Below are 26990 nucleotides of genomic sequence, written 5' to 3'. Positions count from 1 at the left end.
GATAGGTCATGCAACGTATCGCCATTAATGGGTTTGGTCGGATTGGACGTAATGTTTTACGCGCCTGGTTCGAAAGCCCAAAACAATTTCATTTTGAAATCGTGGCGATTAACGATATAGCAGATGTCCAGACATTAGTGCATTTATTTAAATATGATTCTACGCACGGCCGTTTCAATGGCAATGTAGATATATTGATTGAAAATGAAAAAGTTTTTTTGAATATTCAGTCAAATCAACGAACGCTAAAAGTTGAGGTTTTAAAGCAGAAACAACCTGAACTTTTACCATGGTCTAGTTTAGATATTGATGTGGTACTTGAGTGTACAGGACTGTTCCGTTCTCACGCGGATGCAACACGTCATCTACAAGCAGGGGCGAAGCGGGTCATTATTGGAGCAGCACCTTTTGATCATGTCGATGCAGCTATTGTTTATGGTGTGAACCATAATGAAGTCAAAGTGACTGATCAGATCATATCAAGCGTTTCATGTACTACGCAGGCTTTAGTTCCATTAGTCAAAATCATTGATGATGCTTTCGGTATTGAAACTGCGCTTATGACAGAAATTCATGCAGTGACAGCAGATCAATCTGTTCTTGACCACGCACATCGTGATTTACGTCGTGCTAGAGCTTCAGGGCAAAATATTATCCCGACCACATCTAGTGCACTCGGCGCATTAAAGCGTGTTATGCCTAAAATGGAAGACCGTATTGATGGTTATTCAATTCGTGTACCAACTATTAATGTGGCGGCAATTGACTTAACTTTTATCGCGCAATCTCCAATTACTGTGCATCACATTAATGAAATACTAATTAAAGCATCTCAAACAGACTATGCAGAAATTATGGCGGTAACAGATGAGCCATTAGTTTCGAGTGATTTCAATCATTCACCTTATTCACTCATCGTTGATTTAACTCAGACGATGGTCGTTGGCCATCAAGCTAAAGTATTCGCTTGGTACGATAATGAATGGGGCTATGCAAACCGATTATTAGATTTGTGTGATTCTTTCTAAATTTAAAATACCTTAAGAAAGCTATTCAAAGATTAAATCTGGTTAACTGGCAACAAGGAGATAGCTCAGATATTGGCCCATTCTTTGGTCGAAGAACTTTTGTCTATGATATGAGTGAATGAGAATAAAGTATTGAATATTATTATTATTTCATGGAATCTTCTTTTTGACTTTAGAGTTTATTAAGAAAGATTTATGCAAATTGTCAGGTGCATGGCACAAAGTATCATGCTACACTAAGAGAAATCGGGTGTGTTCCCGATTTTTTTATGTGGGGTCGTTCCACGTTGATCAGATTTTAGGCTTGAAATATGACCATTTCAGAGACATGGTTGCTGCCTGACGGGGTAGCAGATGTATTGCCGGAACAGGCGCAAGTCATTGAAAAACTTCGCCGTGAAGCTTTAGATTTCCTCGCGGTACGAGGTTATCAATTGGTATATACACCATTTATCGAATACATCGAATCGTTGTCTTCATTATCAGAATCAAATCAAGACTTAGATTTAGTAACTTTTAAGGTCATTGATCAGCTCTCAGGCCGTTTACTCGGTGTTCGTGCTGATATGACGCCGCAAGTTGCACGTATCGATGCACATGTAAGACCAGTTGAAGGCGTTGCACGTTACTGTTATTCAGGGACTGTATTACATACTAAACCACAAAATTTCAATGCCACACGTGCACCTCTACAATTAGGTGCAGAGTTATACGGGCATGACAGTATCGAAGCTGATGTCGAAATGGTCGATGTTATGCTGGGGTTGATCGAGAACATCTATACTTTACAAGGCGCGCATTTAGATTTGGGTCATGTAGGGTTGTTCCGCAGTTTAGTAAAATGTGCTGGACTGTCAAAAAATGAAGAGCATGAGCTTTCAGATCTTTATCAAAGAAAAGCGTTACCAGAGTTAGCTGAATTTACTCAAAACCTCAATATGGGTTCTGATTTCTATGCACTTGGCCGCTATTCTAGTGATCTAGAAGCATTGCAGGCGAATTTAAGTGCAAACATCTTACAAGATGCTGAGTTTAAATCAGCGTTAGATGCACTTAAAACGACACTTGCGCAAATTAAAGGCCGTTGGCCAAATCTCAATATCGGTATTGATGTTGTAGAGCTACGTAGTTATCACTATCACACTGGCTTAATGTATGCGGTCTATGCACCGAATCGAGCTGCGCCTTTAGCACAGGGTGGCCGTTATGATGGTATTGGTGAGCACTTTGGCCGCGCACGTCCTGCTACTGGCTTTAGTTGTGATTTATATGCCTTAGGTGCAAATCAGTTCGCGGAAATCGAAACTGTTGTTGCTCCAAAAGGCTCAGAACAGGATTTACTCTCAGCAATTTCGAATGCACGTGCTCAAGGTTTACGTGTGGTTCAATTGTTAGGTAATGATGATTTAAGTTCTATTCCATATGCGACCCATCAACTCGTGTCGCAAAATGGACAATGGAATATTGAAAAGATTTAATCGCCAACGGTAAATTTTTACTGGTGGTTTCCAATTTTAACAGCATGATGTAATGAGGCTATTATGGGCAAAAATGTTGTGGTACTTGGTACCCAATGGGGCGACGAAGGTAAAGGTAAAATCGTCGACCTGCTCACAGATCAGGCGGCTGCGGTAGTACGTTATCAAGGCGGACATAACGCAGGTCATACTCTTGTCGTAGGTGGTAAAAAGACTGTATTGCACCTCATTCCATCAGGCATTTTACGTGAAAACGTATTGTGCTTAATTGGTAATGGTGTAGTACTTTCACCAGCCGCGTTAATTGAAGAAATGGGAATTTTGGAAGCGGAAGGTGTTCCTGTTAAAGAACGTCTACGTATTTCTCCAAACTGTCCACTCATTTTGCCTAACCACATTGCACTTGATCAGGCACGTGAGAAGAAACGTGGTAATGCTAAAATCGGTACTACAGGTCGTGGTATTGGTCCTGCATACGAAGATAAAGTAGCTCGCCGTGCAGTGCGTGTTGCTGACCTTGTTCGTGGTGGTGCAGCATTAGAAGAAAAACTTCAAGAAATGCTTGAGTTACATAACTTTCAATTAACTCAGTTCTACGGTGTAGAAGCTGTTAAATTTGAAGATGTATTGGCTCTTTGCAACCAATGGCGTGAAGTGCTTGCTCCATTAGTGATTGATGTGACTAAAGTGTTGCATGACTATCGCAAAGAAGGTAAGGCTGTAATGTTTGAAGGAGCTCAAGGCTCACTTCTAGACATCGACCACGGTACTTATCCGTATGTTACAAGTTCAAATACAACTGCTGGTGGCGTAAGCTCTGGTTCAGGTATGGGACCTTTACATCTTGATTATGTATTAGGTATTACTAAAGCTTATACAACACGTGTAGGTGCTGGTCCATTCCCAACTGAATTGGTTTACGATGCAGCTGCTGATTCTGGTGACCCAATTGGTAAACACCTAGGTACAGTTGGTCATGAATTTGGTGCTTCTACTGGCCGTCAACGTCGTTGTGGTTGGTTTGATGCTGAAATTCTTCGCCGTTCTGTAGATGTAAACTCTCTTTCAGGTATTTGCTTAACTAAACTTGACGTTTTAGATGGTTTAGAAGAAGTGAAAATCTGTGTGGGTTATGAAAATACAGATTCAGGTTGTGTAGGTTCTTCAGATGCGGTTTCTTTTGAATGCTTGAAGCCAATCTATGAAACTATGCCTGGTTGGAGCGAGTCGACTGTTGGTTTAACGAGTATCGATCAATTACCAGCAAATGCTTTGGCTTATGTTAAGCGTATTGAACAATTAATCGAATGTCCGATTGATATCGTTTCAACTGGTCCAGATCGTGCAGAAACAATTGTTTTACGTCATCCATTCTCTGCTTAATTAGCAAAGATTAAAAAGGCCTCCTGAAAGGGGGCCTTTTTTATACCCGACTAAAGTGCAGTTTTCGTTTTATTAGATTCAGATTAAAACGTTATATATAGATAAGGAAGGATGGGCTCAGGATGAAGCTGCAACCAACTATTTCAAAAACAATTTTTTATTCTTTTTTATTTGCTATTGGTGGTTCACCCACGCTGGCGATGTTGGTTATTTATGGACAGGAATATCATGAAGATTTCTTTATGACCGCTTTTATGGGCTTGTCGGTTTTGTTCGCATGTGTGTTAATTCCTGTTGTACTCATACAAAATAGTTATTTACTCTGGAAAAGGGAAAGTCCTAATCTTGAAGAGAAAGTTAAAACCTTAAGTCATGTTTATTTGGGTTTAAATGTAATCTGTTTAATTTTCTGGATTTATTTGATGACTTTATCTACTTGATCGTTACATAAATACTATGATCATGGAGAAATGAGACATTCAAAGCATCAGTGGTATTTCTTATAATAAGTGCAAAAGAATAAACAGCTTTTTATCGATTTAGGTGATCCGTGTTATGAATAAAAAACTCTTTTTAAGCTTGTGTGCTGCAAGTGTGATGACCATTTCTGGCTGTGCAACAGTAGCGGACATGGCTGGGGCAGATACTGCAACCTTAAATGCTCAATCTGCTCAAGGTTTTAATAAGATGGTGCAGGAAGCACGTGGTAAGGGTGCTCTCGATACAAGCTCTAGTACATATAACCGTATTAATGCTGTATTCAACCGTTTAAAACCATATGCCAACCAGATGAATCAGACTGGTCAACCATTTAGCTGGCAGTTAGCGGTGTTGAAATCAGATACGATTAATGCTTACGTTGCACCTGGTGGCAAAGTAGTGTTCTATACAGGTATTGTGAATAAATTGAACCTGACAGATGCTGAAATTGCAGCTGTTATGGGACATGAAATGACACATGCTTTAGAAGAGCATGCAAAAAGTAAAATTGGTGCACAAGCTTTAACTGATTTAGCTCTAGGCATCGGTTTAAGCTATGCGGGTAATAATGTAGGCCAGCTTGGTACTGCTGCCGCTCAGTTAGGTACACAAGTGGGTGTGGGCTTACCATATTCTCGTAGCTTGGAAAGTCGTGCTGACCAAGGTGGTTTAATGTTGATGGCACGTGCAGGCTATAATCCAAATGCAGCGATTACACTTTGGGAAAAAATGAATAAGCTTGAAGGTGGCGGTGGTTCATCATTCTTGTCTACTCACCCATCTAACTCACAACGTATTGGTGATATGCGTAAAAACTTACCTGCGGCAATGGCAGTTTATAATAGCCGCAAATAAGATGTAAATTTTATATAGATAAAGAAAACGGATGCTTAAGCATCCGTTTTTTATTTAAGGAGCAGGGTTGGGCTGTTGGGTATGGATGGCCTCAATACCTTTTAGAACTTCACTTGGTAGTTCAATCTCAAATGCCTGAATATTTTCTTTAAGTTGATCTAAATTAGTGGCACCAATAATTGTGCTGGTCACAAAGAATTGTTGTTTAATAAAAGCTAAGGCCATCTGAGTCAAGCTTAGTCCATGCTTTTCTGCTAGCTGTGCGTATTGTTCAGTCGCCCATTCGCTTTGAGGGTTGCTGTAGCGGCTAAAACGCGGAAATAGTGTTACACGAGCATTATCAGGACGAGCACCATTTCTAAACTTGCCAGTTAAGTAACCAAAAGCCAGAGGAGAGTAGGCGAGCAAGCCGACATCTTCATATTTAGCAATCTCTGACATACCTATTTCATAAGTACGGTTAAGCAGGCTATATGGGTTTTGAACACTTACAAATTTACTGACACCTAGCTTTTCGGCCAAATGTAAAAATTTCATGGTGCCCCACGGGGTTTCATTTGATAAACCAATATAGCGAATGCGCCCACGGTTAATCTCTTCTTGTAGAGCGAGTAATGTTTCTTCTAGAGGTGTTGTGTCGTAATCATTTTCAGCTTGCTGATTGCCATAAGCGAGCGTACCAAAAAAGTTGGTATGACGTTCAGGCCAATGCAGTTGATAAAGGTCGATATAGTCCGTTTGGAGGCGTTTAAGTGATCCATCTAGAGCTTTAGCAATATGGTCGCTGTTAAAGCGTGTATTGCCTTCTCGGATGTGTGTTCCTCCAAAGCCCGGACCTGCAATTTTAGATGCAAGAAAGACTTTGTCACGTTGTCCATGCTGGGCAAACCAATTACCAATAATCGTTTCAGTTGCGCCATAAGTTTCAGGTTTTGGTGGAACGGAATACATTTCTGCCGTATCCCAAAAATATAAACCATGGGCCAAGGCGTAATTGAGTTGTTCAAAAGCTTCTTGTTGGGAGTTTTGCTCACCAAATGTCATGGTGCCTAAACAAATTTCTGGAAGTTTAAGGCCTGTGCGACTAAGTGGGTTAAATTGCATACAGCGGAATCCTTGGAAATTTTGAGTTAGCCTAACGGAGAATATGTATTCAACTTAAATCATAAAATTAGAATAGTTTGTAAGTTTTGTGTATTAACTCATTGTTGCATATAAAAAAAGCAAACCGAAGTTTGCTTTTTATTAAAAATTTAATGAATATTATTCTTCATCATCGTAGTCATCATCAGAAACAGTGTTTTCTTCTAATGATGCATCAAAAATAAGAATGGCTTTACCATCAGTTTGGATCATACCTTGATCTTCTAAGGTTTTGAGTACACGACCAACCATCTCACGTGAACATCCAACAATACGGCCAATTTCTTGACGAGTAATACGAATTTGACGACCATTCGGCAAAATCATTGCTTCTGGTTGAGAAGATAGATCGATTAAGCAACGTGCAATACGACCAGACACATCAATGAACGCAAGATCTGTCATTTTACGAGTCGTATTTTTTAGACGGCGAACTAATTGTGCAAAAACAGCATAGCTTAAGTCTGGATATTGTTTGCTAAGTTCGTGGAAGTTGTCATAAGAGATCTCTGCAATTTCACAGACATCACGAGTACGAACTTCGGCTGTACGTTGAGGGTTCGGTTCGAAAAGCCCCATTTCCCCAAAGAAATCGCCCGGATTTAAATACGCAACAACAATTTCACGTTCGTCATCTTCACGCAAAATAATTGAAACTGAGCCTTTTAAAATTAAATATAAAGATTTTGACTCTGTTCCGGCATCAACAATTGTGGTTCGTTTTGGATATCTGTTGATGTGAGCACGTTTTAACAATGCTTTAACGGATTCAGGTAGTTGCCCCGGAGATAAAGCATCTGTGCTGAGTTGTGAAAAATTTGAAGTCATGCTTAATATGTTCCGAATAGGGTAAACAATTCACACAAGCTCGAGATGAGCTATTACACAGAAGAGATGAAATTCCTTATCAACTCATTTTATGTTAGTGTACAAAACAAGGGCCTGTTGACATTTCACAGATGGTTGCAACATAAGACAATTCTTTTAGACGTACCAAATAAGAACTATGAAATTTAGCCATTCTAAATAAATAGATCTTAACAACGGAACGTACAAAATAACTTGGTCTTGCGCTATGCCTGCGCTGCTTTAATTGCAACTCAGATTATGGCTGAAATTTCACAAACTTTATTACAAAACTGGACAAAGGATTGCCATTGTCTGGGTTTTGCGTCTTATTTGGATTAATTTTTAGCTATAACGCAATCCATAGATGAAATGTCAACAGACCCTGCTTAAATTTATAATTTTTTTTGGGTAGTTGCAATGCAAACAAGTGTACATTGGCTAGAGAATGTTGCTTTTGAAGCGAAATCGGATAGTGGGCATAGTGTCATCATGGACGGCTCACCTGAGTATGGTGGTGAAAACCGTGGTCCACGTCCTATGGAATTGATATTAATGGGACTTGGTGGGTGTGCTTCGTTTGATATTGTGACTATTTTAAAGAAATCTCGCCAAGATGTGACGAATGTTGTATGTAATTTAAAAGCTGAGCGCGCTGACGCAATTCCGGCTGTGTTTACTAAAATCCACTTACATTTTGTGGTAACTGGTAAAGCTGTGAAAGAAAAGCAGGTTGCAAAAGCAGTTGAATTGTCTGCCGAGAAATATTGTTCAGCAAGTAAAATGCTTTCTGACGGTGGTGTTGAAATTACACATGACTTCGAAATTATTGAAGCGGAATAAGGCATTTTTTTGCTAACTAGAAATTAAAAAAAGCTGACATTAGAGTTGGCTTTTTTATTGTCAAAAATAACTAAAAAATAATAGGGAAAAGAAAGATGAATATTCGTTCTGCTAAATCAAAAGATACTCAAGCTATATGTGATCTACTTAAACAGATGGGATACCCACAGCCTTTTGCTCTTATTCAAGAAAAATTTGAGATACTCCATAATGACTCTAATTCACAAATTTTGATTGCTGAAGAGAGGGGTAAAATTTATGGTTTTTTATCTCTCTACTTTATTCCGCAAATTGCCTTACAAGGTGACTTTGCCAAAATATGCTATCTGTGTGTTGATGAGAATATGCGTAGCAAAGGTGTAGGGCATTTACTCGTAAAGGAGGCTGAGCAACAAGCCAGACGCCGAGGGTGTGATCGAATGGAACTGCATTCAGGAATGCAAAGACTTTTGGCACATCAATTTTACCTAAGAGAAGGCTATGTCGAAGCGCCAAAGTATTTTCGTAAAGCTTTAAATTAACGAGCTATATTTAGAAAAAGCTGAGGATCTACCCGAGCATTATTAAGGCTCATGCCCCAATGCAGATGAGGGCCTGTCACGCGTCCTGTTTTGCCTACTAAACCTAACGTTTCTCCTTGGCGGATATGTTGGCCTTTCTCTACTTTAATTGCGCTTAAATGGCAGAACATGCTGACTAAGCCTTGGCCATGATCAATCAACACGGTTTGTCCATTAAAAAAATAAGATCCAGTTTGGATAACAACACCATCTGCCGGAGCAACAACTTTTTGTCCTACTGGCGCAGGAATATCTAAACCTGAGTGAGGCGCGCGTTCCTCGCCATTGAAAAAGCGCTTTCTTCCAAAAGAGTTGCTAAATTTCCCTGAAGTCGGGCGTATAAATGTGGGTAGGGTTTGCCACGAGCTCTGTGTAAATGAGGTATACACATCATTTTGTTCTTTTGCTTCTTGAGCGTAACGGTCTAATTGACTTTGGTTGGGGTTCACATAATCTTGGTTAGTGACTTTAATGCGTTGCTCAGCGTAAGGATAAGACTTAACTTCTATTTGAATCGGGGCTTTATTTGTGTCCAGTTGAATATTTCCGATTGGAGTAGATAAAGGAATACCAAGCACGGCATAACGCTGCTGACCTTCTTTACTAATTAAAACAGGTTTCTGTTGAAATGTGACCTGAGTAATATCTGTACTTAGAGGAACAACTGCAATTCCACCAGGTCGTCTGGAGTCTTGTGGGAGCTGAGCGATTGCTAGTGCCGAAGTAAAAAGACAAGTTGTTGTTAATATAATATGTTTAAAGTGCATTTTTCATTTCAAAACGAGTAGGAAACTAGCAAGATAAACTAAAGCTTAATTACTAAATTCTCAATGAAGACTTTGTGAAAAGCGTAGTAAGAATAAGCATGAATCTAAATATTCAAGCATTTTAATAAAATGTAGCTGAACTGTACTTGAAATATATACAAAATAATCCCATATTATAATGGAGTTTTACTCACTGTTATTTTTATAACATTATGAAAAATATATAAAAATTTATTTGAAATTCGAAGAAGTGTTCCCATCTATTAGACAAGTACAAATTTGTTGTGAGGAATAACAAGAATGCGTTTTGAGAAATTTACAAACCGCTTGCAGCAAGCCCTCTCAGATGCTCAATCTTTAGCGATGGGTAAAGACCATACCGCTATCGCAGGTATTCATATTTTGTCTACCTTGTTAGAAGAGCCATCAAATATTAGTTTGTTGCAACAAGCAGGTGCACGGTTACCTGAACTTAAACAAAAACTTGAACAGGCTATAAAAGATGCGCCGACAATTGCCAATCCAACGGGTGATGTCAACTTAAACCCAGAAGCGGTTAAAGCACTTAATCTGGCAGACAGATATGCGCAAAAGGCAGGTGATGAATTTTTATCAACTGACTGGGTTTTATTAGGTTTGGCAGAGACAGGCGAAACTAAAAATATTTTAAGTGCCGTAGGCGTAACTCCCGACAGTTTACGCAAAGTAATTGAACATATTCGAGGTGATGACAAAGTCATGAGTAATAATCACGAAGACCAACGTGACTCACTTAATAAATATACGATTGATTTAACAGAGCGTGCTTTATCTGGAAAACTTGATCCTGTCATTGGGCGTGATGATGAAATTCGTCGTACCATTCAGGTGTTATCGCGTCGTACCAAAAACAACCCTGTTCTTATTGGTGAACCGGGCGTTGGTAAAACCGCTATTGTTGAAGGTTTGGCACAGCGTATTGTGAATGGTGAAGTGCCAGAGGGATTGAAAAATAAACGTGTTTTATCCCTCGATTTAGGTTCATTATTGGCTGGGGCTAAATATCGTGGTGAGTTTGAAGAACGTTTAAAAGCTGTTTTAAAAGACTTGGCAAAACACGAAGGCGAAATCATCCTGTTTATTGATGAGTTACATACACTCGTAGGCGCAGGTAAAGGTGATGGCGCGATGGATGCAGGTAATATGTTAAAACCTGCGTTGGCTCGTGGTGAATTGCGCTGTGTGGGTGCGACGACCTTAGATGAATATCGTCAATATATTGAAAAAGATGCAGCTTTAGAGCGTCGTTTCCAAAAAGTGCTAGTTGATGAGCCAAGTGTTGAAGATACGATTGCAATTTTACGTGGACTCAAAGAAAAATATGCCACTCACCATGGTGTGCAAATTTTAGACTCTGCGATTATTGCTGCGGCGAAAATGTCTCATCGTTACATCACTGATCGTCAATTACCAGACAAGGCAATTGATTTGATTGATGAGGCAGCTTCTCGTATTAAAATGGAGATTGACTCTAAACCTGAAGCACTTGATAAGCTCGATCGCCGTTTAATCCAGTTGAAAATGCAATTGGAAGCTGTGAAAAAAGATGAAGATGTCGGCAGTAAAGCTGAAGTCACTCATCTTGAAAAACAGATTGCTGAAGTCGAGAAAGAATACAACGATCTTGAAGAAATCTGGAAGTCTGAAAAAACTTTGGTAGAAGGTACTAAACAGGCTCAGGTGGAACTTGATAAAGCGCGTATTGCTTTTGAGAAAGCTCAGCGTGAAGGTGATTTGGCTGAGGCAGCACGTTTACAGTATGGCGTAATTCCAGAGTTGCAAAAACAACTGGAGCAAGATGAAGTTGCAGAGGAGAACGAAGAGCCAAAACTCATTCGTACTAAAGTAACTGAAAATGAAATTGCTGAAGTTGTTAGTGCTGCAACAGGTATTCCGGTTGCTAAAATGATGCAAGGCGAACGTGAAAAACTTCTTAATATGGAGGAGTTTTTACATGACCGCGTAGTTGGGCAAGATGAAGCAGTTGTTGCGGTATCGAATGCTGTCCGCCGTTCACGTGCCGGTTTGTCTGACCCGAATCGTCCTAGTGGATCATTCTTGTTCTTGGGTCCAACAGGTGTTGGTAAAACAGAGTTGACTAAAGCTTTAGCTAACTTCTTGTTTGACAGTGATGATGCGATGATTCGTATCGACATGAGTGAATTCATGGAAAAACACTCTGTTAGCCGTTTAGTTGGTGCGCCTCCAGGATATGTCGGTTATGAAGAAGGTGGTGTTTTAACTGAAGCTGTTCGCCGTAAGCCATATAGCGTGGTGTTGTTTGATGAGGTTGAAAAAGCACATCCAGATGTCTTCAATATCTTGCTCCAAGTATTGGACGATGGCCGCTTAACCGATTCACAAGGTCGAGTAGTAGACTTTAAAAATACGGTAATTGTGATGACTTCGAACTTAGGTTCACAAGATGTACGTGAGCTAGGTGAGGGTGCAACAGACGATGAAGTGCGTACCATTGTAATGAATGCGGTAAGTCAGCATTTCCGTCCGGAATTTATTAACCGGATTGATGAGCTTGTGATTTTCCATTCACTCAAAAAAGCACAAATTCGTGGTATTGCCGATATTCAGTTGGATCGATTACGTTCGCGTCTTGTTGATCGTGACATGAGTCTAACTGTAGATGATACCGCTTTTGATTTATTGATTGATGCTGGTTTCGATCCTGTCTATGGCGCGCGTCCATTAAAACGTGCGATTCAACAACAGATTGAAAACACATTAGCACAAAAAATCTTGTCGGGTGATTTTGTCGCAGGTGATACTATTCTAGTTAAAGGCGAAAATGGGCATTTAGTCTTCGATAAAATGAAACTCAGTTAAGCTTTTTCTGCTAAAACCGAAAAGAGAATATGGAAACATATTCTCTTTTTTTATGTTGAATCAGTTTTTATGGTTGATGTGAGTAAAGCAATTATGGCATCTGAAACTTTCTGAGTTAATGTCTTTAACTTTTGTTCTGAGTGACCAGATAAAAAATAACGATAATGATAAATATGCTGTTGGTAAGAAATGCAAATAAAAAAGGTGCCCACAGGTTTTTCTCGGGTTTCACTTCCTCCAGATTTTAATAGCCCAGTACAACTGACAATAATATCAGTTTGTTGAAATAAGCTTTGACCCAGCCTACACATTTCTTCTGTAACTTGCGGTGACTCTGCTGTGTAAGTCTCTATTAACTTTGGATCGATATTTAAAATACTAATTTTAATGCTTGGGTCGTAGCTAACTAAGCCACCTAGTAAAATATCTGCACCACTATTTTTGTGAATAGAAAACTGACTTGTTAAATAACCCGAACTCGCACTCTCAATAAAAGCAATTTTGAGCTGGCGATCTTCTAATAGTTGGCAGCACTGCTGAAGCATTATTTCACCTCGAATGGTGTTTATTTATAAATAAAATCAATTTACAGATAAATTATAAAATTACAGTAAGTGATTTAGCAGTGTCGTACAAGTCTGAGATAAAAATCTATAAAACAACTTGAATATTCACTAAATGCTTGTGAAATATTTCAGGTTTTAAAATGATCAATGTTAATTGTCGGGAAGTCTATTTATAACATTGCGACATGTTTAAAAAATTGTTAATTTTGTTCGATATAACGAACAATAACAATTTAGGATAAATGCAATGAACAATAAACAAGGATCTGCGCTGTGTATTTTAGGTTGTATTACACTGATCCCAATTAACGTATGGGCTGCGCAGCCTCTAAGTGAAGGGGCCTTAGCAACGCAAACAGGGGCAGTAAATGCAGCTTTACCAGTAATTATTGCGAAAGCTCAAGACGATGCTAAGAAACCAATGATAGAACAACAACAAGCACGTCAGGTGTTAGGGGATAATTATTTACAACAAGTTCGATGGGATGCCCTCAGAACAAGTGTACTTTCACCTTATCAAGAACAAAAACAAAATCATGTGATTGATAGTAAGGAAAAGAAAAAACTGGAAATGATGGCATTACCCGAAAGAGCAGACCGCTTTACCAAATATGATTTTGAATCAAAAAATGTTCATGGTGAGGTTATTATTACCGTGAAGTAATAATAACCCCTAGTCTTATTAATATTGATCTAGGCCAGGATGCTGGATTTTCCATGCACGGTGGATTTTTTGATTACGTTTAAAATCAGGGCCAATGGTTTCAGAAGTGATTTCTTCAACCTGAAAAATAGCTTCGATCTCTTCATCCATTTCAAAACCACGATAGTTGTTTGAGAAATAGAGCGTTCCTTCACTGTTTAAACGATTCATTGCACGTTTAATGAGTGAAACATGGTCACGTTGGACGTCGAAAGTACCATAGAACTTTTTAGAGTTTGAGAATGTCGGTGGATCGATAAAAATAAGGTCATATTGTTCGTGACCTTCTTTTAACCACTCAAAACAGTCGCTCGCAAAGAACATGTGCTGTTCATCTGCGTGATCTACAGTCAGGCCATTTAAAACGAAGTTTTCTTTTGACCAGCTTAAGTAGGTATTAGATAAGTCTACACTTGTCGTGCTTGCAGCACCGCCTAAAGCAGCATGTAAGCTTGCTGTAGAGGTGTAGCTATATAAGTTCAAGAAGTGCTTACCACGAGCTTCTTGGGCAATACGTAAACGCATTTGACGGTGGTCGAGGAATAAACCTGTATCTAGGTAATCTGTCAGGTTAACTAAAATTTTAGCTTTACCTTCCTGAACGATAAAACGTTTTGAAGCTGTGCTTTGTTTCGTATATTGATTAGTACCTGTTTGGCGCGCACGTGTCTTAATGAAGATAGCATCGCGGTTTAAACCAGTAACAGCACGAATTGCAGCGAGTGCTAAATTAAAACGTTTTTTTGCTTTTTCAGGATCGATCGTTTTTGGTGGTGCATATTCCTGAACATGTAAGCGATCGCCGTATAAGTCAACAGCGACATTAAAGTCAGGTAAGTCTGCATCATACAAACGTAAGCAATAAACATTTTCTTTCGTTGCCCATTTTTTCAAGGCGATCATATTTTTTTGCAAACGGTTAGCAAAATCTTGAGCTTCTTCCATTTCAATAGGTTGAGCTTGCCAAGTTGCTAAGAATGGCTGAGTTACTTTTTCAGGCTTAATTGAACCAAAGCGAATGTAAATCGGTAACTTACCATTCATTAAACGTAAGGTTTCAGGCGCTTCAAACGCTAAAACATCGGCTTTTTTAATTTTCGCTGCCATAATTTCTGCATATTGATTTTGGGAATGTTTTTTTAGAAGTGCAGATAAACCTAAATAAAGAGAGCGGTTAGATGCTTTATCACCTAAACGTTCACCATATGGAGGGTTAGTCACAATAAATGCAGTTTTGCCTTCAGCTGAAAAATCAGGCCAGTCCGCTAAAGTACGTTCTTCAATCTGAATTTGACCTAATACTTTTTCAAAGCCTGCCGCAATAATATTTTCACGAGTGGCTTTGACAGCTTCCCAGTCTGCATCGTAGGCATAAAATTTAGGTAAAGGTAATTCAAGCGCCTTTTCATGACGTTCTGCTGCTTCAGCTTTGAGTGAAAGCCAAAGCTCGCGGTCATGACCATGCCAACCATTAAAACCAAAACGGCGAACAAGGCCTGGTGCACGGTCAGTCAAAATCATTAATGCTTCAATAATAAATGTACCTGAACCGCACATCGGGTCGAGTACAATCTCTGGCTTACGTTGCTGAAGCTGAGCTTTTTGTAAAATTGCCGCAGCAAGGTTTTCTTTAATTGGCGCATCCGTCATATAACGACGGTAACCACGTTTATGTAATGAATCACCTGATAAATCTAGGCAATATGTATGCTCAGTTTTACCTGCTAAAACATATAACGTAATTTCTGGTTGTTTAGTATCAATGCTCGGACGACGACCTACAGCTTCCATGAAAGAATCGACAACACCATCTTTTGCTCGAAGTGTTGCAAATTGAGTATTAACCTTAATTTCACGTTCTGCATGTAAGCGAATTGCGAAGGTACTTTGTGGTGCAAAAATAAGTGACCAGTCAAAGCTAATCGCACCTTCATAAAGCTCTTCTGCTACATCACGTGCATCGTGTGTATGTTCAAGTTCATAAGTATGAATCGGAAGTAAAACACGAGAAGCAAGACGCGACCACATACAGATACGGTAAGCATGTTCAAGCGTTCCTTCAATGATTAAACGTCCTGCTTTACGTTCTGTCACTTTGGTGCCAAGCTGTTCTATTTCTTCTTGTAAGAGGGCTTCTAAACCATCAGCACAAGTAATCCAATAGTGGTTTAAACGTAAAGAGGTATTCATAAACTCGATTGACCAAAACATATAAATATTAACGATGCAAAGTTTAACTTATTTTGATGTGTAAAGGTTTTTAAATTATTGCAACCTATCATAATCCAACCAATAAACTGATTTTTAAAGATTAAAACAATTAAAGTGGTATGTATTTTGCTAACTCAATCCTATCAATGGTTATTTAATTAACAAACATAGCCAGTTTTTAACCATTTTATTATTTTAAATTGATGGGGTAATTATAAATGAAAGACATGATGGGGAATGGTTTTATTGCTAATGCGGATGCTTTCTCAGTAGCGACACAAATATATGTACGCATGCGTAGGGTGACGGGGCGGGTAATAGATGCAATGTACGTTGTCCAAAATAAAGATTATGCAAAATATGTCATTGCGCTGGCACTAGAATCAGAGGATGACGAATTAAAACGAAGTGTTGAGCGATTGAAATCGTTGGTTGATACAATACCAGAGGAGCCTTCTCAAAAAGAAAAAATCGCTGTTGTTAAAGTCGATGAAGAGTCGGAAATTACCGCTGAGGATATTTATCGGGCACAAGTTCCGCACCATTACATTGGTGCATTAAGGTAATTGCCAATAAGGTTCTAAATTTTCTGGTCAATTTAGGGCCTTATTCTGTAAAGTTCTTCTGCGAAAAGAGCGGAATTCAGCTACACTATGCACGTTTTCGCGATTCGACCCATAGGAATCCATTATGCATATTGCAGCGTTGCATCAACCGAGCCAGGTTCAGCTCAATCAAGACGGAAATTTAAAACATTTTTTAACGATTGAGGGACTTTCAAAAGAAAACCTCACCAAGATTTTAGATACCGCACAAAGCTTTTTAGACGATAATAATAATTTAATTAACCGTCCGCTCTTAGAGGGATTGACGGTTATGAATCTCTTCTTTGAAAACTCCACACGTACTCGTACTACTTTTGAAGCAGCAGCAAAACGTTTGTCTGCCAATGTACTGAACATTGATATTGCACGTTCAAGTACTTCAAAAGGTGAAACTCTGCGCGATACGCTCTGGAACCTTGAAGCAATGGCAGCGGATATCTTTGTTGTTCGCCATTCATCTTCGGGTGCTGCACATTTCATTGCTAAAGATGTATGTCCAAAGGTCGCGATTATTAATGCAGGAGATGGACGTCATGCGCATCCAACGCAAGCGATGCTTGATATGCTGACTATTCGCCGTGAAACTAAAAAACCATTTGAAGATTTAAGCGTTGCTATTATCGGGGACATCAAACACTCTCGTGTAGCACGTTCGGATGTAGCTGCATTACAAACTCTAGGTTGTAAAGACATTCGTGTGATTGCACCGAATACATTATTGCCAGTGGGCTTTTCGGAATATGGCGAGCACGTTCGTTTGTTTAACAAGATGGATGAAGGTATTACCGATTGTGATGTGATTATTGCCTTACGTATTCAAAACGAACGTATTGACTCTCCAGCGTTATCTTCACAGTCTGAATTTTACAGAATGTATGGTTTAAACAAAGAACGTCTTGGTTTAGCTAAACCAGATTGCATTGTGATGCATCCTGGACCAATGAACCGTGGTGTAGAAATTGATTCAAGTGTTGCTGATGGAGATCAGTCGGTTATTTTAAAACAAGTAACCAATGGTATTGCAGTTCGTATGGCCGTATTGGCGTTATCGATGCAAGGCCAACTCCAAGAGCAAGGTTTAATTGAAGCGATTACGTTGTAAGGAATGGATCACATGAGTATTGTAAAAATTGAAAATGTACGTGTGTTAGACCCAATCCAAAAAACAGACAGCGTACAAACTGTATATATTGAAAATGGCAAGTTGGTTGCTCCAGTAGAGCAAGTTGAACAAACCATTGATGGCCAAGGCAAATGGTTAATGCCAACCATGGTTGATTTGTGCGCGCGTTTGCGTGAACCAGGTCAACAGCAACATGGGACATTGAAATCGGAAGGTAAGGCAGCACGTGCCAATGGTATTTTGCATGTTATTACACCACCTGATTCAAAGCCAATTGTACAAGACAACGGTGCTCTCATTCATGGCTTGATTGAAAAGGCATGGCATGATGGGGGCATTCACATGCATATCATTGGTGCTCAGACCCAAGGTTTAAATGGTAAGCAACCTGCAAATATGGCGGGCTTGAAAAAAGGTGGTTGTACTGCTGTTTCTAATGCGAATGCTGCTTTTGAAAATGATGATGTAGTTATTCGTACCTTGGAATATGCAGCAGGTCTTGGTTTAACGGTTGTGTTTTATGCTGAAGAACCACAGATTGCTAAAGATGGATGTGCACACGAAGGTTTTATTGCTTCTCGCCAAGGTTTGCCGATGATTCCTGCAATTGCTGAAACTGTAGCAATTGCAAAGTATCTACTTATGATTGAAGCAACTGGCGTAAAAGCTCACTTTGGTTTGTTATCTTGTGGTGCATCGGTTGAATTAATTCGCGCAGCAAAAGCAAAAGGTTTACCAGTGACTGCCGATGTAGCAATGCATCAGTTGCATTTAACTGAACACTTAACTGATGGTTTCAATTCACTTGCGCATGTTCGTCCACCATTGCGTTCTGAGCAAGATAAAGAACTTTTGCGTCAAGGCTTAAAAGAAGGGGTGATTGATGCAATTTGTACGCATCATGAGCCTTTAAGCAGTTCAGCAAAAATGGCACCATTTGCTGAAACTCAACCGGGCATTACTGCTTTTGATACTTATGTATCTTTAGGCATTCAGCTCATTAATGAAGGTTTATTTGAACCTTTAGAGTGGGTTGAAAAAGTGACTAGCGTACCTGCGCAGGTTGCCAATATGACTACGCGTTGGGAAGATGAAGCAGGATGGGTATTAGTAGATCCTGAATTAAACTGGACAGTAAGCAAAGACACAATTTTATCACAAGGGAAAAATACTCCATTGTTGGGTCAAAACCTTACCGGTAAAGTACTTCAAACTTTTGCTAACTGATAAAACGGTTATTTAAAGTAAATTTAAAATATAAACAGGTAGATCAATAAGATCTGCCTGTTTTGTAAATACTAGATGGAAATTTGTATATAAATTATTTAAAAAACAACAAAAGATTGAGCGCACATTAGAATAAAAAACTATCAGCAAAGAGAAGTATTTGAATAATCAAAAGTTGCTGGTTACGACGTATAAAATTCGGGAGAATAACCAATGTCGATAAACCCTATAGAACTGCTTAAAGAAAAAGTATCATCAACAATATTAGATAATCAGGATGGATACCTAGGCGAAAAATCGAATGCTTTATCTAAGTTTTATCCAATTTTACTTTCATTATTAGCTGCTAAACCTGATCTTATTGGACAATTAAAAAACAGTTTGGCTCCTTCGTTATCAGACCTTTTTTCTCATAATGACCAAATCAAGAATACTGTACTGACTCATTTAAGTGGTACAGCACCAAATAATGAAATCGAAAGCACACTCAACAGTGCAATTAAACCTAGCCTTAATGCAATTTCGGACGTTGCCGGAAATGATCAACAGAGTATTGTAAATTATTTACGTCAGCATGCAGATACTATTCGTTCGCATTTGCCGGGATGGGCAGTGGGTCTATTAGCTCCTTTAGGACTTGGTGCAGGTTTATCTTCAGTTCCACATGCAACTTCAGCAGCCCCACCATTAGCGGCAGCCAGTGAAAAAACAGGCAAATCTCGTGGGTTCCTCCCTATTATTGCCTTAATTATTTTGGGTCTTATCATTGCTTGGTTATGGCGTTCTTGCCAGCATAAAGAAGCTGTACCAGCACCTGAACCAACAGCTGCCAGTGGTGTTGAGGCTACTACCGCAGCTGCACCTGCGAGTTTAACCTTAAGCACAGATGATAAAGGTGCTGTTAGCCAGTGTCAGGCAGGTATTGGCGATCAAGGATTCTTAGCAACCCTACAAACTCAAGTTAAGCAGGTTTTCTCATCAACTCAAGATTGTAACGTTGATACTAGTCAAACATATGCAGCTGGATTTACAGATAAAGATGCACTTGCTGGCGTGCTTGGTGCCTTAAAAGGTGTGCCAAATGTATCTTTAGAATGGATAGGTGACAAAATTACTTTGAAAGCAGGTGATGCAGCAGCGTTAGCAGCATTAACCGCAAAAGTAAAAGCTCTTGTTCCTCACACTGAAGTTGTTTCTACTGCACCAGAAACAGCTGAGCAATCTGTAAGCAATAGCTTAACTGCTTCGCAAACTGCTCTAGGCTCAATTGATCCGAATAATGTCGATGTAAATGCATTAGTAAAAGCACTTAACTTGCAAATCATTAACTTTGCGAGTGGCTCAAGCGATATTCCAGCAGACAACAAAGCTATTCTTGATCAAGCTGCAACACTTTTAAATAAAGTCAGTGGTGTGAAATTAAATGTGGGTGGTCACACTGACTCGACGGGTAATGCAGTAGCAAATAAGGCTTTATCACAACGCCGTGCTCAAGCAGTAGTCGACTATTTAACATCTAAAGGTGTAGACGGGTCTAAATTAGTTGCACAAGGTCATGGCTCTGATCAGCCTGTTGCAGAGAACACGACAGAAGAAGGACGCTTTAAAAACCGTCGTATCGAGTTTTCAGTAGCTCAATAATATTCTGATGTATGAAAAATTAGATATTTTAATTTGAAAAAAGCTTCTCATTTTGAGAAGCTTTTTTGTTGGAACAAATAGTGTTGGATTGATATGAAAATCAGTTTGGTTGGAAGTGGGCGAGTTGCCTTTCATTTAGCAAAGGTATTGTTGGCTCAAGGTCATCACATCATACAAGTCTATGCGCGTGATTTTGAGAAGACTCAAAAGTTTGCAGAGCAGTTTCAGGTAAAAGCATGTCAGTCACTTCAACAATTCCAATCAACTGATCTTATCATTTTAGCGGTTTCAGACAGTGCAATTGCAGATCTTGTAAAACAAGTTCATGAATTCTTTCCTGAAACACTTATAGTTCACACCTCTGGTAGTACAGATATTGAAGTCATCAGTTATGTGCATGAAAAAGCAGGGGTATTTTATCCTTTGCAAACTTTCAGTCTTGAAAGAGACGTCGATTGGCAAGCCACACCATTATTTGTTGAAGCGGTAACAGATACTGATCAAGAACTACTTTCAGATTTAGCAAATAGCCTAAGCAGTCGAGTGTATCAATACACCTCAAAACAACGTTTAACTTTGCATTTAGCAGCAGTATTTGCTTGTAATTTTAGTAACTATTGTTTTGATATGGCAAAGCAGGTAGTAGATAAAGAGCAGGTCGACTTTAGTTTGCTCTATCCTTTAATTATAGAAACAGCAAAAAAAGCGACTGAAAATGATCCAAAGCAAATGCAAACTGGGCCTGCGGTAAGGGGAGATCAGAATATCTTGGCAATGCATCAAGGCTTATTGGCTCAAGCAAATCGAGTTGATTTAAAACAGGTGTATCAACTTTTAAGTGATGGCATTTTGAAACGCCATCACTCGGATTAAAGTTTATTCAAAAATTAAGGTTCGCCGTTATTACCCCATTTTAAGAAGCCCGCACGTTGATTTAAACGTTCAAAATATTGGTCGACATTTTTAAGCGTTGGATGGTCAAAAGGTGTAGCTTTCCAGCGCTGTACCGATAGACCAATTGGAATATCCGCTAGAGTGAACTCAGTACCTGCAACATAGGCCTGAGTTTTTTCGAGTTGTTGATCGAGAATCTGCATATGATGATTCCAGTCATCAATACCTTGTTGTAATAAGTTTGGATCTTGATGATCTGGTGAATGTCTCAACAGAGACATAATTGTATAAGTCCAGCTGTTATTCAGCTCGATCGCTTGCCAATCAATCCATTGGTCAACAAAAAATCTTTCTTTTGCTTGAGTAGGGTAAAGCTGATGTTCTTTATCGTAAGCATTTGCCAAATAACGGATAATACTGTTGGACTGCCAAAGCACTAAATCACCATCTATAACAACAGGTATTTGCCCGTTTGGGTTTAATTGTAAATATTCAGGTGATTGAGCAGAGCGAAAGCCGCGACCCCAATCTTCTCTTTCATATTCAAGATTTAGTTCTTCACACAGCCATAAGACTTTGCGAACATTAATGGAATTATTACGTCCTAAAATTTTTAACATGTGTTGTCCTTAGCAATTTTTAGTATGGCAAGTATCAGTTTCTATAAATAGCTAGATTTGGCTCGATTGGCAATTATTAACTTGGCAGTATTTACGTTTTATCTTAATTTTTAGTAAAAAGTAATCTTAAAAGTTTTATTTCTGATTGATACCTTAATTCATATTTCATACTAATTAAAGAACAGTTGTCTTTAAATGAAAGTTTGCTCTTTTAATAAATGAGTTTGGAGATAAAGTTTAGAAACTTAATTCCTTTATTGAATAAATATTAAAGAAAAAAATTAGGTTATATTAATATTTTTTATAAAAATTAGCTATCAAATAGACTATAAAAAAATATATTAATTATATATTTAAAAAGCTATTAAAAATCATTAGACTATGGAACTTATGTGGGGTTTAACTAAATTAGAATCAAGTTGTAATATTAATTCTTTAGAAGAACTTACATATATTAAATACTTTCTTAATTTAATACTTAAAAAATAAGAAGAGGCTGCATCATGGTTGCGATTGTATCAGGTAATGGTTTAGGTTTATTTAATAGCTCATTAAACCAGCTTGGAAAACGAGGGGTACAAGGAAATGCAAGCTTTGGGCAGTCCCGGATAGAAGATTATATTAATATTGCCGAAGGGAATCTGGTGATTCGCCAGCAGGGCTATAATCTGTCAGCCACAGGACAGGATATTCAATCCGTCCAGACCTATAATTCTAAAGGTTTATTAAATAATAATGCCCAGTGGAGCGGGGAGTGGAGCAGACGACTGACTTTAGTCGGTAACTTAAATGAAGCGGGCAGTAAAATTATTGTCACTGCTGAAGATGGTCATGAAACAACGTTTAACTTTTCCTCTGCCAATAATTATATTTCTAAAGAAGGTGATGGGGCATACGATAAGCTTGGCATTTCAGGCACGACCTGGACCGTCACCGATGGAAAAACGCTTGCTCGAGAAATCTATACGTATGATGCGGTCAAAAAGACAGGCCGTTTGACCGGTATTCAGGATAACAAGGGCACCAACCTGGTATATAGCTATGACAGCACAGACCGCCTGATTTCCATTCGGGATAATACCAGTTTAAATGAGCTGATCTATCAATATGATGGAACCAGTAATCGTATTAAAAGAATTGATACTAAAGTCGGCGAGGTAGTCAGCCAGAATGTCTATTATGAATATGACACGGCCAATCGCCTGACTAAGGTCATTACTGACCTCACACCAAGTGATAACCTGATTACCGATCAAAAGGTGTATACCACTACCTATGCTTATGATGGCAGCTCTTCGCGTATTGCAAGTATCACGCAAAGTGATGGCAGTAGTGTACAGTTTGGCTATGAGCTGGATACGGCAAACAATGTTTACCGGGTAACAAGCGTCAAGGACAGCCAGGGAACGACCACCTTTAGCTATACTGCTAACAAGACCACGGTGACCAATAGCTTACAAGAGGTATGGGAATATAGTTACGATGCCAATCGGCAGTTAACCAGCATCAAGAATGCCAATGCCGAGGTATCAAGCTTTAGCTATGATGCAGATGGCAATGTACTGACCATTACGGATAATGAAAGTAATAAGCTCACTTACCGCTATGACAGTAATGGCAACTTAACCGAAGAATACGGCCCGACCGGTAAAGCGATTAAATATAGCTATACCAATAATACCCAGCTTGCCACTGTCACCGAATATCTCACGCTCGCGGTGAAAGATGCCAGCGGGAACTGGGTCTTACCAACGACAGGCGAGATCAAGAGCACGCAGTATCTGTATGATGCCCAACGCCTACGCTTTGTGATTAGCGCTGAAGGTGCGGTCGTAGAATATATCTATAATGATAAAGGCCAGCTGGTCAGTAAAGGCGGCAACTATCAGGCCAAATATACCAGTACCATGACCTATGCGGCTGTAGATACCTGGGTAAAAAAACAGCTAAAAAAAGAGTTGAGCAGCTATGAATATGATGTCTATGGCAACTTAAAAAAAGAGATCCATTACAGTTCAATTGATGCTACAGCAGATGCCACGACAGGGGTAATCAAGAACCTGGGGATTGTGGATGATGCCGCCGAGCTGATCGACTATGTCTATGATGCGCGTGGTTTATTATTGCAGAAGATCACCCGTCGTGGTGCGGACCGAACCACTGCCGGGGTAACGGCAGCATCGAGCGTACAGTCGTTTGCCTATGACGGGATGGGGCGTGTGCTTTCAGAAGTGGGAAGTACAGGCACCACCAGCTATAGTTATGGATCTAGTAAAATTACCGTAACGAACGCAGCGGGTTTAAGTACGGTTCAAAGCTTTGACAGTTATGGTCGTTTAACCAGCACTGTACAGACCGCCACCAATCTACCGGATCGTACCACTAGTTATCTGTATAATGAAGCGGGACGTCTGATTTATAGCAAGCAGTCGAGCGGTTATGAGCAATTTAATTTCTACGACAAGAAAGGTCGTTTAACTGGTGTGGTCGACAGCTCAGGTCTGTTGACTGAATATGTCTATAACAAGAATGATTTACAGACCAAAGAAATCCGTTATGCCACTGGGGTGAGTAGTGCAGGATGGCTTGCCAATGGGGTGGTGAGTAAAAAACGCATCGAAGAGATCCGTCCTGCAGTTGCCGGTCTGGACCGGGTGGTGGAGAAGAGTTATGACAGCAGTAGCCGGCTGATCAGTGTTAAACAGGCCAATGGCTTAATCACTGAATATAGCTATGACAGCTATGGCAATATCACTCAAACTAAAGCTGGCGACCGGATCAGCCGCTATTTCTATAATAAAGACAACCTGCAGGTGGCTGCCCTAGATGCTGAGGGCTATCTGGTTGAAACGGTTTACAACAGTGCTGGCCAAAAAATCCTAGTTAACCGTCACAGTAAAGTCACGACCGAGAGCTTGCGTGCGACCGGGACGTTGGCACAGCTCAAACCAACCGGTACAGATAACACGATACTGAGCAGTTTCTATTTTTACGATGCGCAAGGCCAGTTGATTGGGACAGTGGATGAAAAGAAATTCGTCACGGCCTATTTATATAACCAAAAAACCAATAGCGTAACCACACGTCAGTATGCCTTGGCCACCACCGCGACTGTGAGCAGTACCAGCGTGTGGGCAGATATTATTAAGTTACCTGCAGATAACACCTATCAAGACAGCACTAAATCTTACGATCTGCAAGGGCGTTTGATCAAAGTGGTTGATCCCCGTCAGGGAACTACCAGCTATGTCTATGATGAGGCGGGGCGTCTCATTAAGGAGACGCTGGCTGCGAACACAACCAATGAACGTGTTGCCTATACCCGCTATAACGCCTTTGGTGAAGTCACCCAGGTGTTAAGGGGGGAAGCGGCCAATCAGTTAACGAGCGGGATGACGGCTGATCAGGTTGAACAGGTCTATAACCAGTATGCGGTTAAATCCTTCTATGATGCAGCAGGCAGAAAAACCCAGGTCATGAGTGCGGCAGGGCAACTGACCACATTTTATTATGACAAAGCAGGCCGTCTGACTCATCAGATCAATGCCGAAGGCAATGTGGTTGAAACCGGTTATAGTCTGTTTGGTGAAGTTGCCAGCAGCACGCAATATAGCAAGAGCCTGGCGGCTACAGCCACCGATCTGGCTACAGGTACTACAGCCCCGAGTGCGTTGGCGAATGCGGTGGGTGTCGGCAAGAACCTCAAAGGGGGTGAGCTGACCACGACCTTTAGCAGTTTAGTGACAGCGATTAAAGATGCGACCAGGGACCGCATTGAAAAACTTGAATATGACAAGCTGGGCAAAGTCAGTAAAAAGACCGATGGGCTTTCTAATAGCATTGCATCAGTTTATAACCTGTATGGTGAGCTGGAACAACAGACCCAGCAGGTGACGTTAGGAGCCACCAAAACCACACTACAAAGCAGCTATGCCTATAGCAAACGAGGCGAGCTGACGAGTACCATTTTAGACAGCACCGGCTTAAAAAACACCACACTTAAGCAGTACGATGCCTATGGCCGTGTGATCACGGAAACCGATGCCAATGGTAATGTTACCCGCTTTGATTACAGCCAGGATCAGGGTCGTATCATCCAAGTGACCTCAGCAGATCAAGGGGTCACCAAAACCACTTATGATGCCTGGGGGCGTCAGCTTATTGTTAATCGCAACAATAACCTGACCAGTTATACCTATAATGATCAGGCGAAGACCCTAACGGTTAAAAGCCCGGAAGGTTTGCAGACCACCACTCAATATAATGAGTTTGGTGATGTGGTGCAGGTTACACAGGCCAATCAGGGTAAAAGCACTTATTTATATAATGATGATGGACAAAAGACCAAAGAGACCAATGCGGTAGCGGCGACCACCAATTATGTATATGACAAGAAAACAGGGTTATTAAGCGAAAGCACCGATGCGGTCGGAGTAAAGACCAGCTATTACTATGACAATGCCAACCGGGTCATCTCGCAGATTGTTACATTATCTGCGACCGAGAGCCAGGAAACCAGCTATAGCTATGATGGTTTAGGCCAGCGTCTTGAAGTGATAGAGGCCAAAGGCAGTGCCAATGAGCGGGTAACCCAGTATGGCTATGACAAGGCCGGGAACCTGATCTCAGTCACTCAGGATGCCAAGGGCCTTAAACTGTTGACCAGCTATAGCTATGATGAGACCGGACGTCAGGTCAAGGTAACCGATAAGGGCCTGACCACGGTGTATACTTATGATGCGCTGGGACGACGGATTTCCGAGGTGAAAGACCCGGGTGGACTGGCCTTAAAGGTTGAGTATCGTTACGATGCCAATGGTAATGTCACACGTAAGATTGATGAGGCGGGCAATAGCAGCTGGTATGTCTATAACGCGATGAACCAGCTGGTCTATACCATTAATAGCCTGGGCGTTGTCAGCGGATCGGTTTATGATCTCAATGGCAAGGTGATTGCCCAATATCAATATACCGCCTTACAAGATGTCAGTAGCTGGGCGAGCAAAGATATCGTGACTGCTGCCAATGTAACGGTCAGTAAAACCACGGCCAACCTGAGCCGCTTTGTTTACAATAAAGATGGGCTGGAAATCTACCGGGTTGATGCCGAAGGTGCAGTGACTGAAACCCAATATAA

At 40.2% G+C, this 26990-nt stretch carries 22 protein-coding genes; 16 read left to right on the top strand and 6 right to left on the bottom strand.

Going from position 1 to position 26990, the window contains the following annotated elements; genetic code table 11:
- The first annotated feature begins 8 nt into the window (after window positions 1–8).
- The 5 genes from J663_RS16670 (at window position 9) to J663_RS16650 (ending at window position 5224) form a co-directional block, all read left to right on the top strand.
- Window positions 9–1028 (top strand): type I glyceraldehyde-3-phosphate dehydrogenase, encoded by a 1020-nt coding sequence (locus J663_RS16670; protein WP_014206186.1) that lies wholly within the window; start codon window positions 9–11, stop codon window positions 1026–1028.
- Window positions 1029–1339: 311 nt separating this feature from the next.
- Window positions 1340–2506, top strand: a complete 1167-nt coding sequence (locus tag J663_RS16665) for an ATP phosphoribosyltransferase regulatory subunit (protein ID WP_014206187.1) — start codon at window positions 1340–1342, stop codon at window positions 2504–2506.
- A 63-nt stretch (window positions 2507–2569) separates the two neighbouring features.
- Window positions 2570–3889 (top strand): adenylosuccinate synthase, encoded by a 1320-nt coding sequence (locus J663_RS16660; protein WP_002121613.1) that lies wholly within the window; start codon window positions 2570–2572, stop codon window positions 3887–3889.
- A 122-nt stretch (window positions 3890–4011) separates the two neighbouring features.
- Window positions 4012–4329 carry a hypothetical protein gene (locus tag J663_RS16655; protein WP_033851074.1) on the top strand — a complete coding sequence of 106 codons (318 nt, stop codon included), beginning with the start codon at window positions 4012–4014 and terminating at the stop codon, window positions 4327–4329.
- Window positions 4330–4444: 115 nt separating this feature from the next.
- A complete protein-coding gene (locus J663_RS16650) occupies window positions 4445–5224 on the top strand; it encodes a M48 family metallopeptidase (protein WP_002121572.1) in 780 nt (259 codons plus the stop codon).
- Window positions 5225–5278: 54 nt separating this feature from the next.
- Here J663_RS16650 and J663_RS16645 read toward each other — a convergent pair whose 3' ends face one another.
- Window positions 5279–6328 carry an NADP(H)-dependent aldo-keto reductase gene (locus tag J663_RS16645; protein ID WP_033851071.1) on the bottom strand — a complete coding sequence of 350 codons (1050 nt, stop codon included), beginning with the start codon at window positions 6326–6328 and terminating at the stop codon, window positions 5279–5281.
- Between the two features lie 159 nt (window positions 6329–6487).
- A complete protein-coding gene (gene crp, locus J663_RS16640; protein ID WP_005070320.1) occupies window positions 6488–7195 on the bottom strand; it encodes a cAMP-activated global transcriptional regulator CRP in 708 nt (235 codons plus the stop codon).
- Between the two features lie 240 nt (window positions 7196–7435).
- Between crp and J663_RS19215 the strand changes: the two genes are divergently transcribed.
- The 3 genes from J663_RS19215 to J663_RS16630 all read left to right on the top strand — a co-directional run bounded on the left by J663_RS19215 (window position 7436) and on the right by J663_RS16630 (window position 8577).
- A complete protein-coding gene (locus J663_RS19215; protein ID WP_002121587.1) occupies window positions 7436–7555 on the top strand; it encodes a hypothetical protein in 120 nt (39 codons plus the stop codon).
- Window positions 7556–7633: 78 nt separating this feature from the next.
- Entirely contained in the window at window positions 7634–8056 is a 423-nt protein-coding gene (locus tag J663_RS16635) for an OsmC family protein (RefSeq protein WP_002121528.1), read from the top strand.
- Window positions 8057–8151: 95 nt separating this feature from the next.
- A complete protein-coding gene (locus tag J663_RS16630; RefSeq protein WP_033851068.1) occupies window positions 8152–8577 on the top strand; it encodes a GNAT family N-acetyltransferase in 426 nt (141 codons plus the stop codon).
- On the opposite strand, the gene J663_RS16625 is transcribed toward J663_RS16630, so the two are convergent.
- Window positions 8574–9383: a M23 family metallopeptidase gene (locus J663_RS16625; RefSeq protein ID WP_033851066.1), complete on the bottom strand. Its 810-nt coding sequence runs from the start codon at window positions 9381–9383 to the stop codon at window positions 8574–8576. The genes J663_RS16630 and J663_RS16625 overlap by 4 nt on opposite strands.
- A 300-nt stretch (window positions 9384–9683) precedes the next feature.
- Here J663_RS16625 and clpB point away from each other — a divergent pair, with 300 nt between their 5' ends.
- Window positions 9684–12263: an ATP-dependent chaperone ClpB gene (gene clpB / locus J663_RS16620; RefSeq protein ID WP_033851064.1), complete on the top strand. Its 2580-nt coding sequence runs from the start codon at window positions 9684–9686 to the stop codon at window positions 12261–12263.
- A gap of 50 nt (window positions 12264–12313) precedes the next feature.
- On the opposite strand, the gene J663_RS16615 is transcribed toward clpB, so the two are convergent.
- On the bottom strand, window positions 12314–12808 hold the full coding sequence (locus tag J663_RS16615) for a CinA family protein (protein ID WP_033851062.1): 495 nt from the start codon (window positions 12806–12808) through the stop codon (window positions 12314–12316).
- Window positions 12809–13076: 268 nt separating this feature from the next.
- On the opposite strand from J663_RS16615, the gene J663_RS16610 reads away from it, so the two are divergent.
- Window positions 13077–13493 (top strand): hypothetical protein, encoded by a 417-nt coding sequence (locus tag J663_RS16610; protein WP_033851061.1) that lies wholly within the window; start codon window positions 13077–13079, stop codon window positions 13491–13493.
- Between the two features lie 18 nt (window positions 13494–13511).
- Here the strand turns inward: J663_RS16610 and rlmKL are convergent, their stop codons facing one another.
- Window positions 13512–15722: a bifunctional 23S rRNA (guanine(2069)-N(7))-methyltransferase RlmK/23S rRNA (guanine(2445)-N(2))-methyltransferase RlmL gene (gene rlmKL, locus J663_RS16605; protein WP_033851060.1), complete on the bottom strand. Its 2211-nt coding sequence runs from the start codon at window positions 15720–15722 to the stop codon at window positions 13512–13514.
- Window positions 15723–15961: 239 nt separating this feature from the next.
- Here rlmKL and J663_RS16600 point away from each other — a divergent pair, with 239 nt between their 5' ends.
- The 5 genes from J663_RS16600 to J663_RS16580 all read left to right on the top strand — a co-directional run bounded on the left by J663_RS16600 (window position 15962) and on the right by J663_RS16580 (window position 21212).
- Complete coding sequence (locus tag J663_RS16600) at window positions 15962–16309, top strand: hypothetical protein (protein WP_032056740.1); 348 nt, start codon at window positions 15962–15964, stop codon at window positions 16307–16309.
- 124 nt (window positions 16310–16433) lie between these two features.
- Window positions 16434–17450: an aspartate carbamoyltransferase catalytic subunit gene (locus J663_RS16595; protein ID WP_002121555.1), complete on the top strand. Its 1017-nt coding sequence runs from the start codon at window positions 16434–16436 to the stop codon at window positions 17448–17450.
- 12 nt (window positions 17451–17462) lie between these two features.
- A complete protein-coding gene (locus tag J663_RS16590; RefSeq protein WP_005076972.1) occupies window positions 17463–18698 on the top strand; it encodes a dihydroorotase in 1236 nt (411 codons plus the stop codon).
- Window positions 18699–18911: 213 nt separating this feature from the next.
- Entirely contained in the window at window positions 18912–20339 is a 1428-nt protein-coding gene (locus tag J663_RS16585; RefSeq protein ID WP_033851057.1) for an OmpA family protein, read from the top strand.
- A 93-nt stretch (window positions 20340–20432) separates the two neighbouring features.
- Entirely contained in the window at window positions 20433–21212 is a 780-nt protein-coding gene (locus J663_RS16580; RefSeq protein WP_033851055.1) for a Rossmann-like and DUF2520 domain-containing protein, read from the top strand.
- Between the two features lie 14 nt (window positions 21213–21226).
- Here the strand turns inward: J663_RS16580 and J663_RS16575 are convergent, their stop codons facing one another.
- Window positions 21227–21853: a glutathione S-transferase family protein gene (locus J663_RS16575; RefSeq protein WP_033851053.1), complete on the bottom strand. Its 627-nt coding sequence runs from the start codon at window positions 21851–21853 to the stop codon at window positions 21227–21229.
- 503 nt (window positions 21854–22356) lie between these two features.
- Between J663_RS16575 and J663_RS16570 the strand changes: the two genes are divergently transcribed.
- The coding region (locus tag J663_RS16570) for an RHS repeat protein (RefSeq protein ID WP_033851052.1) at window positions 22357–26990 on the top strand (4634 nt) is incomplete at its 3' end.

This window comes from Acinetobacter sp. 826659 (assembly GCF_000588515.1).
GTDB classification, from domain to species: domain Bacteria; phylum Pseudomonadota; class Gammaproteobacteria; order Pseudomonadales; family Moraxellaceae; genus Acinetobacter; species Acinetobacter pittii.
This window is presented reverse-complemented; position numbering and strand designations above follow the sequence as displayed.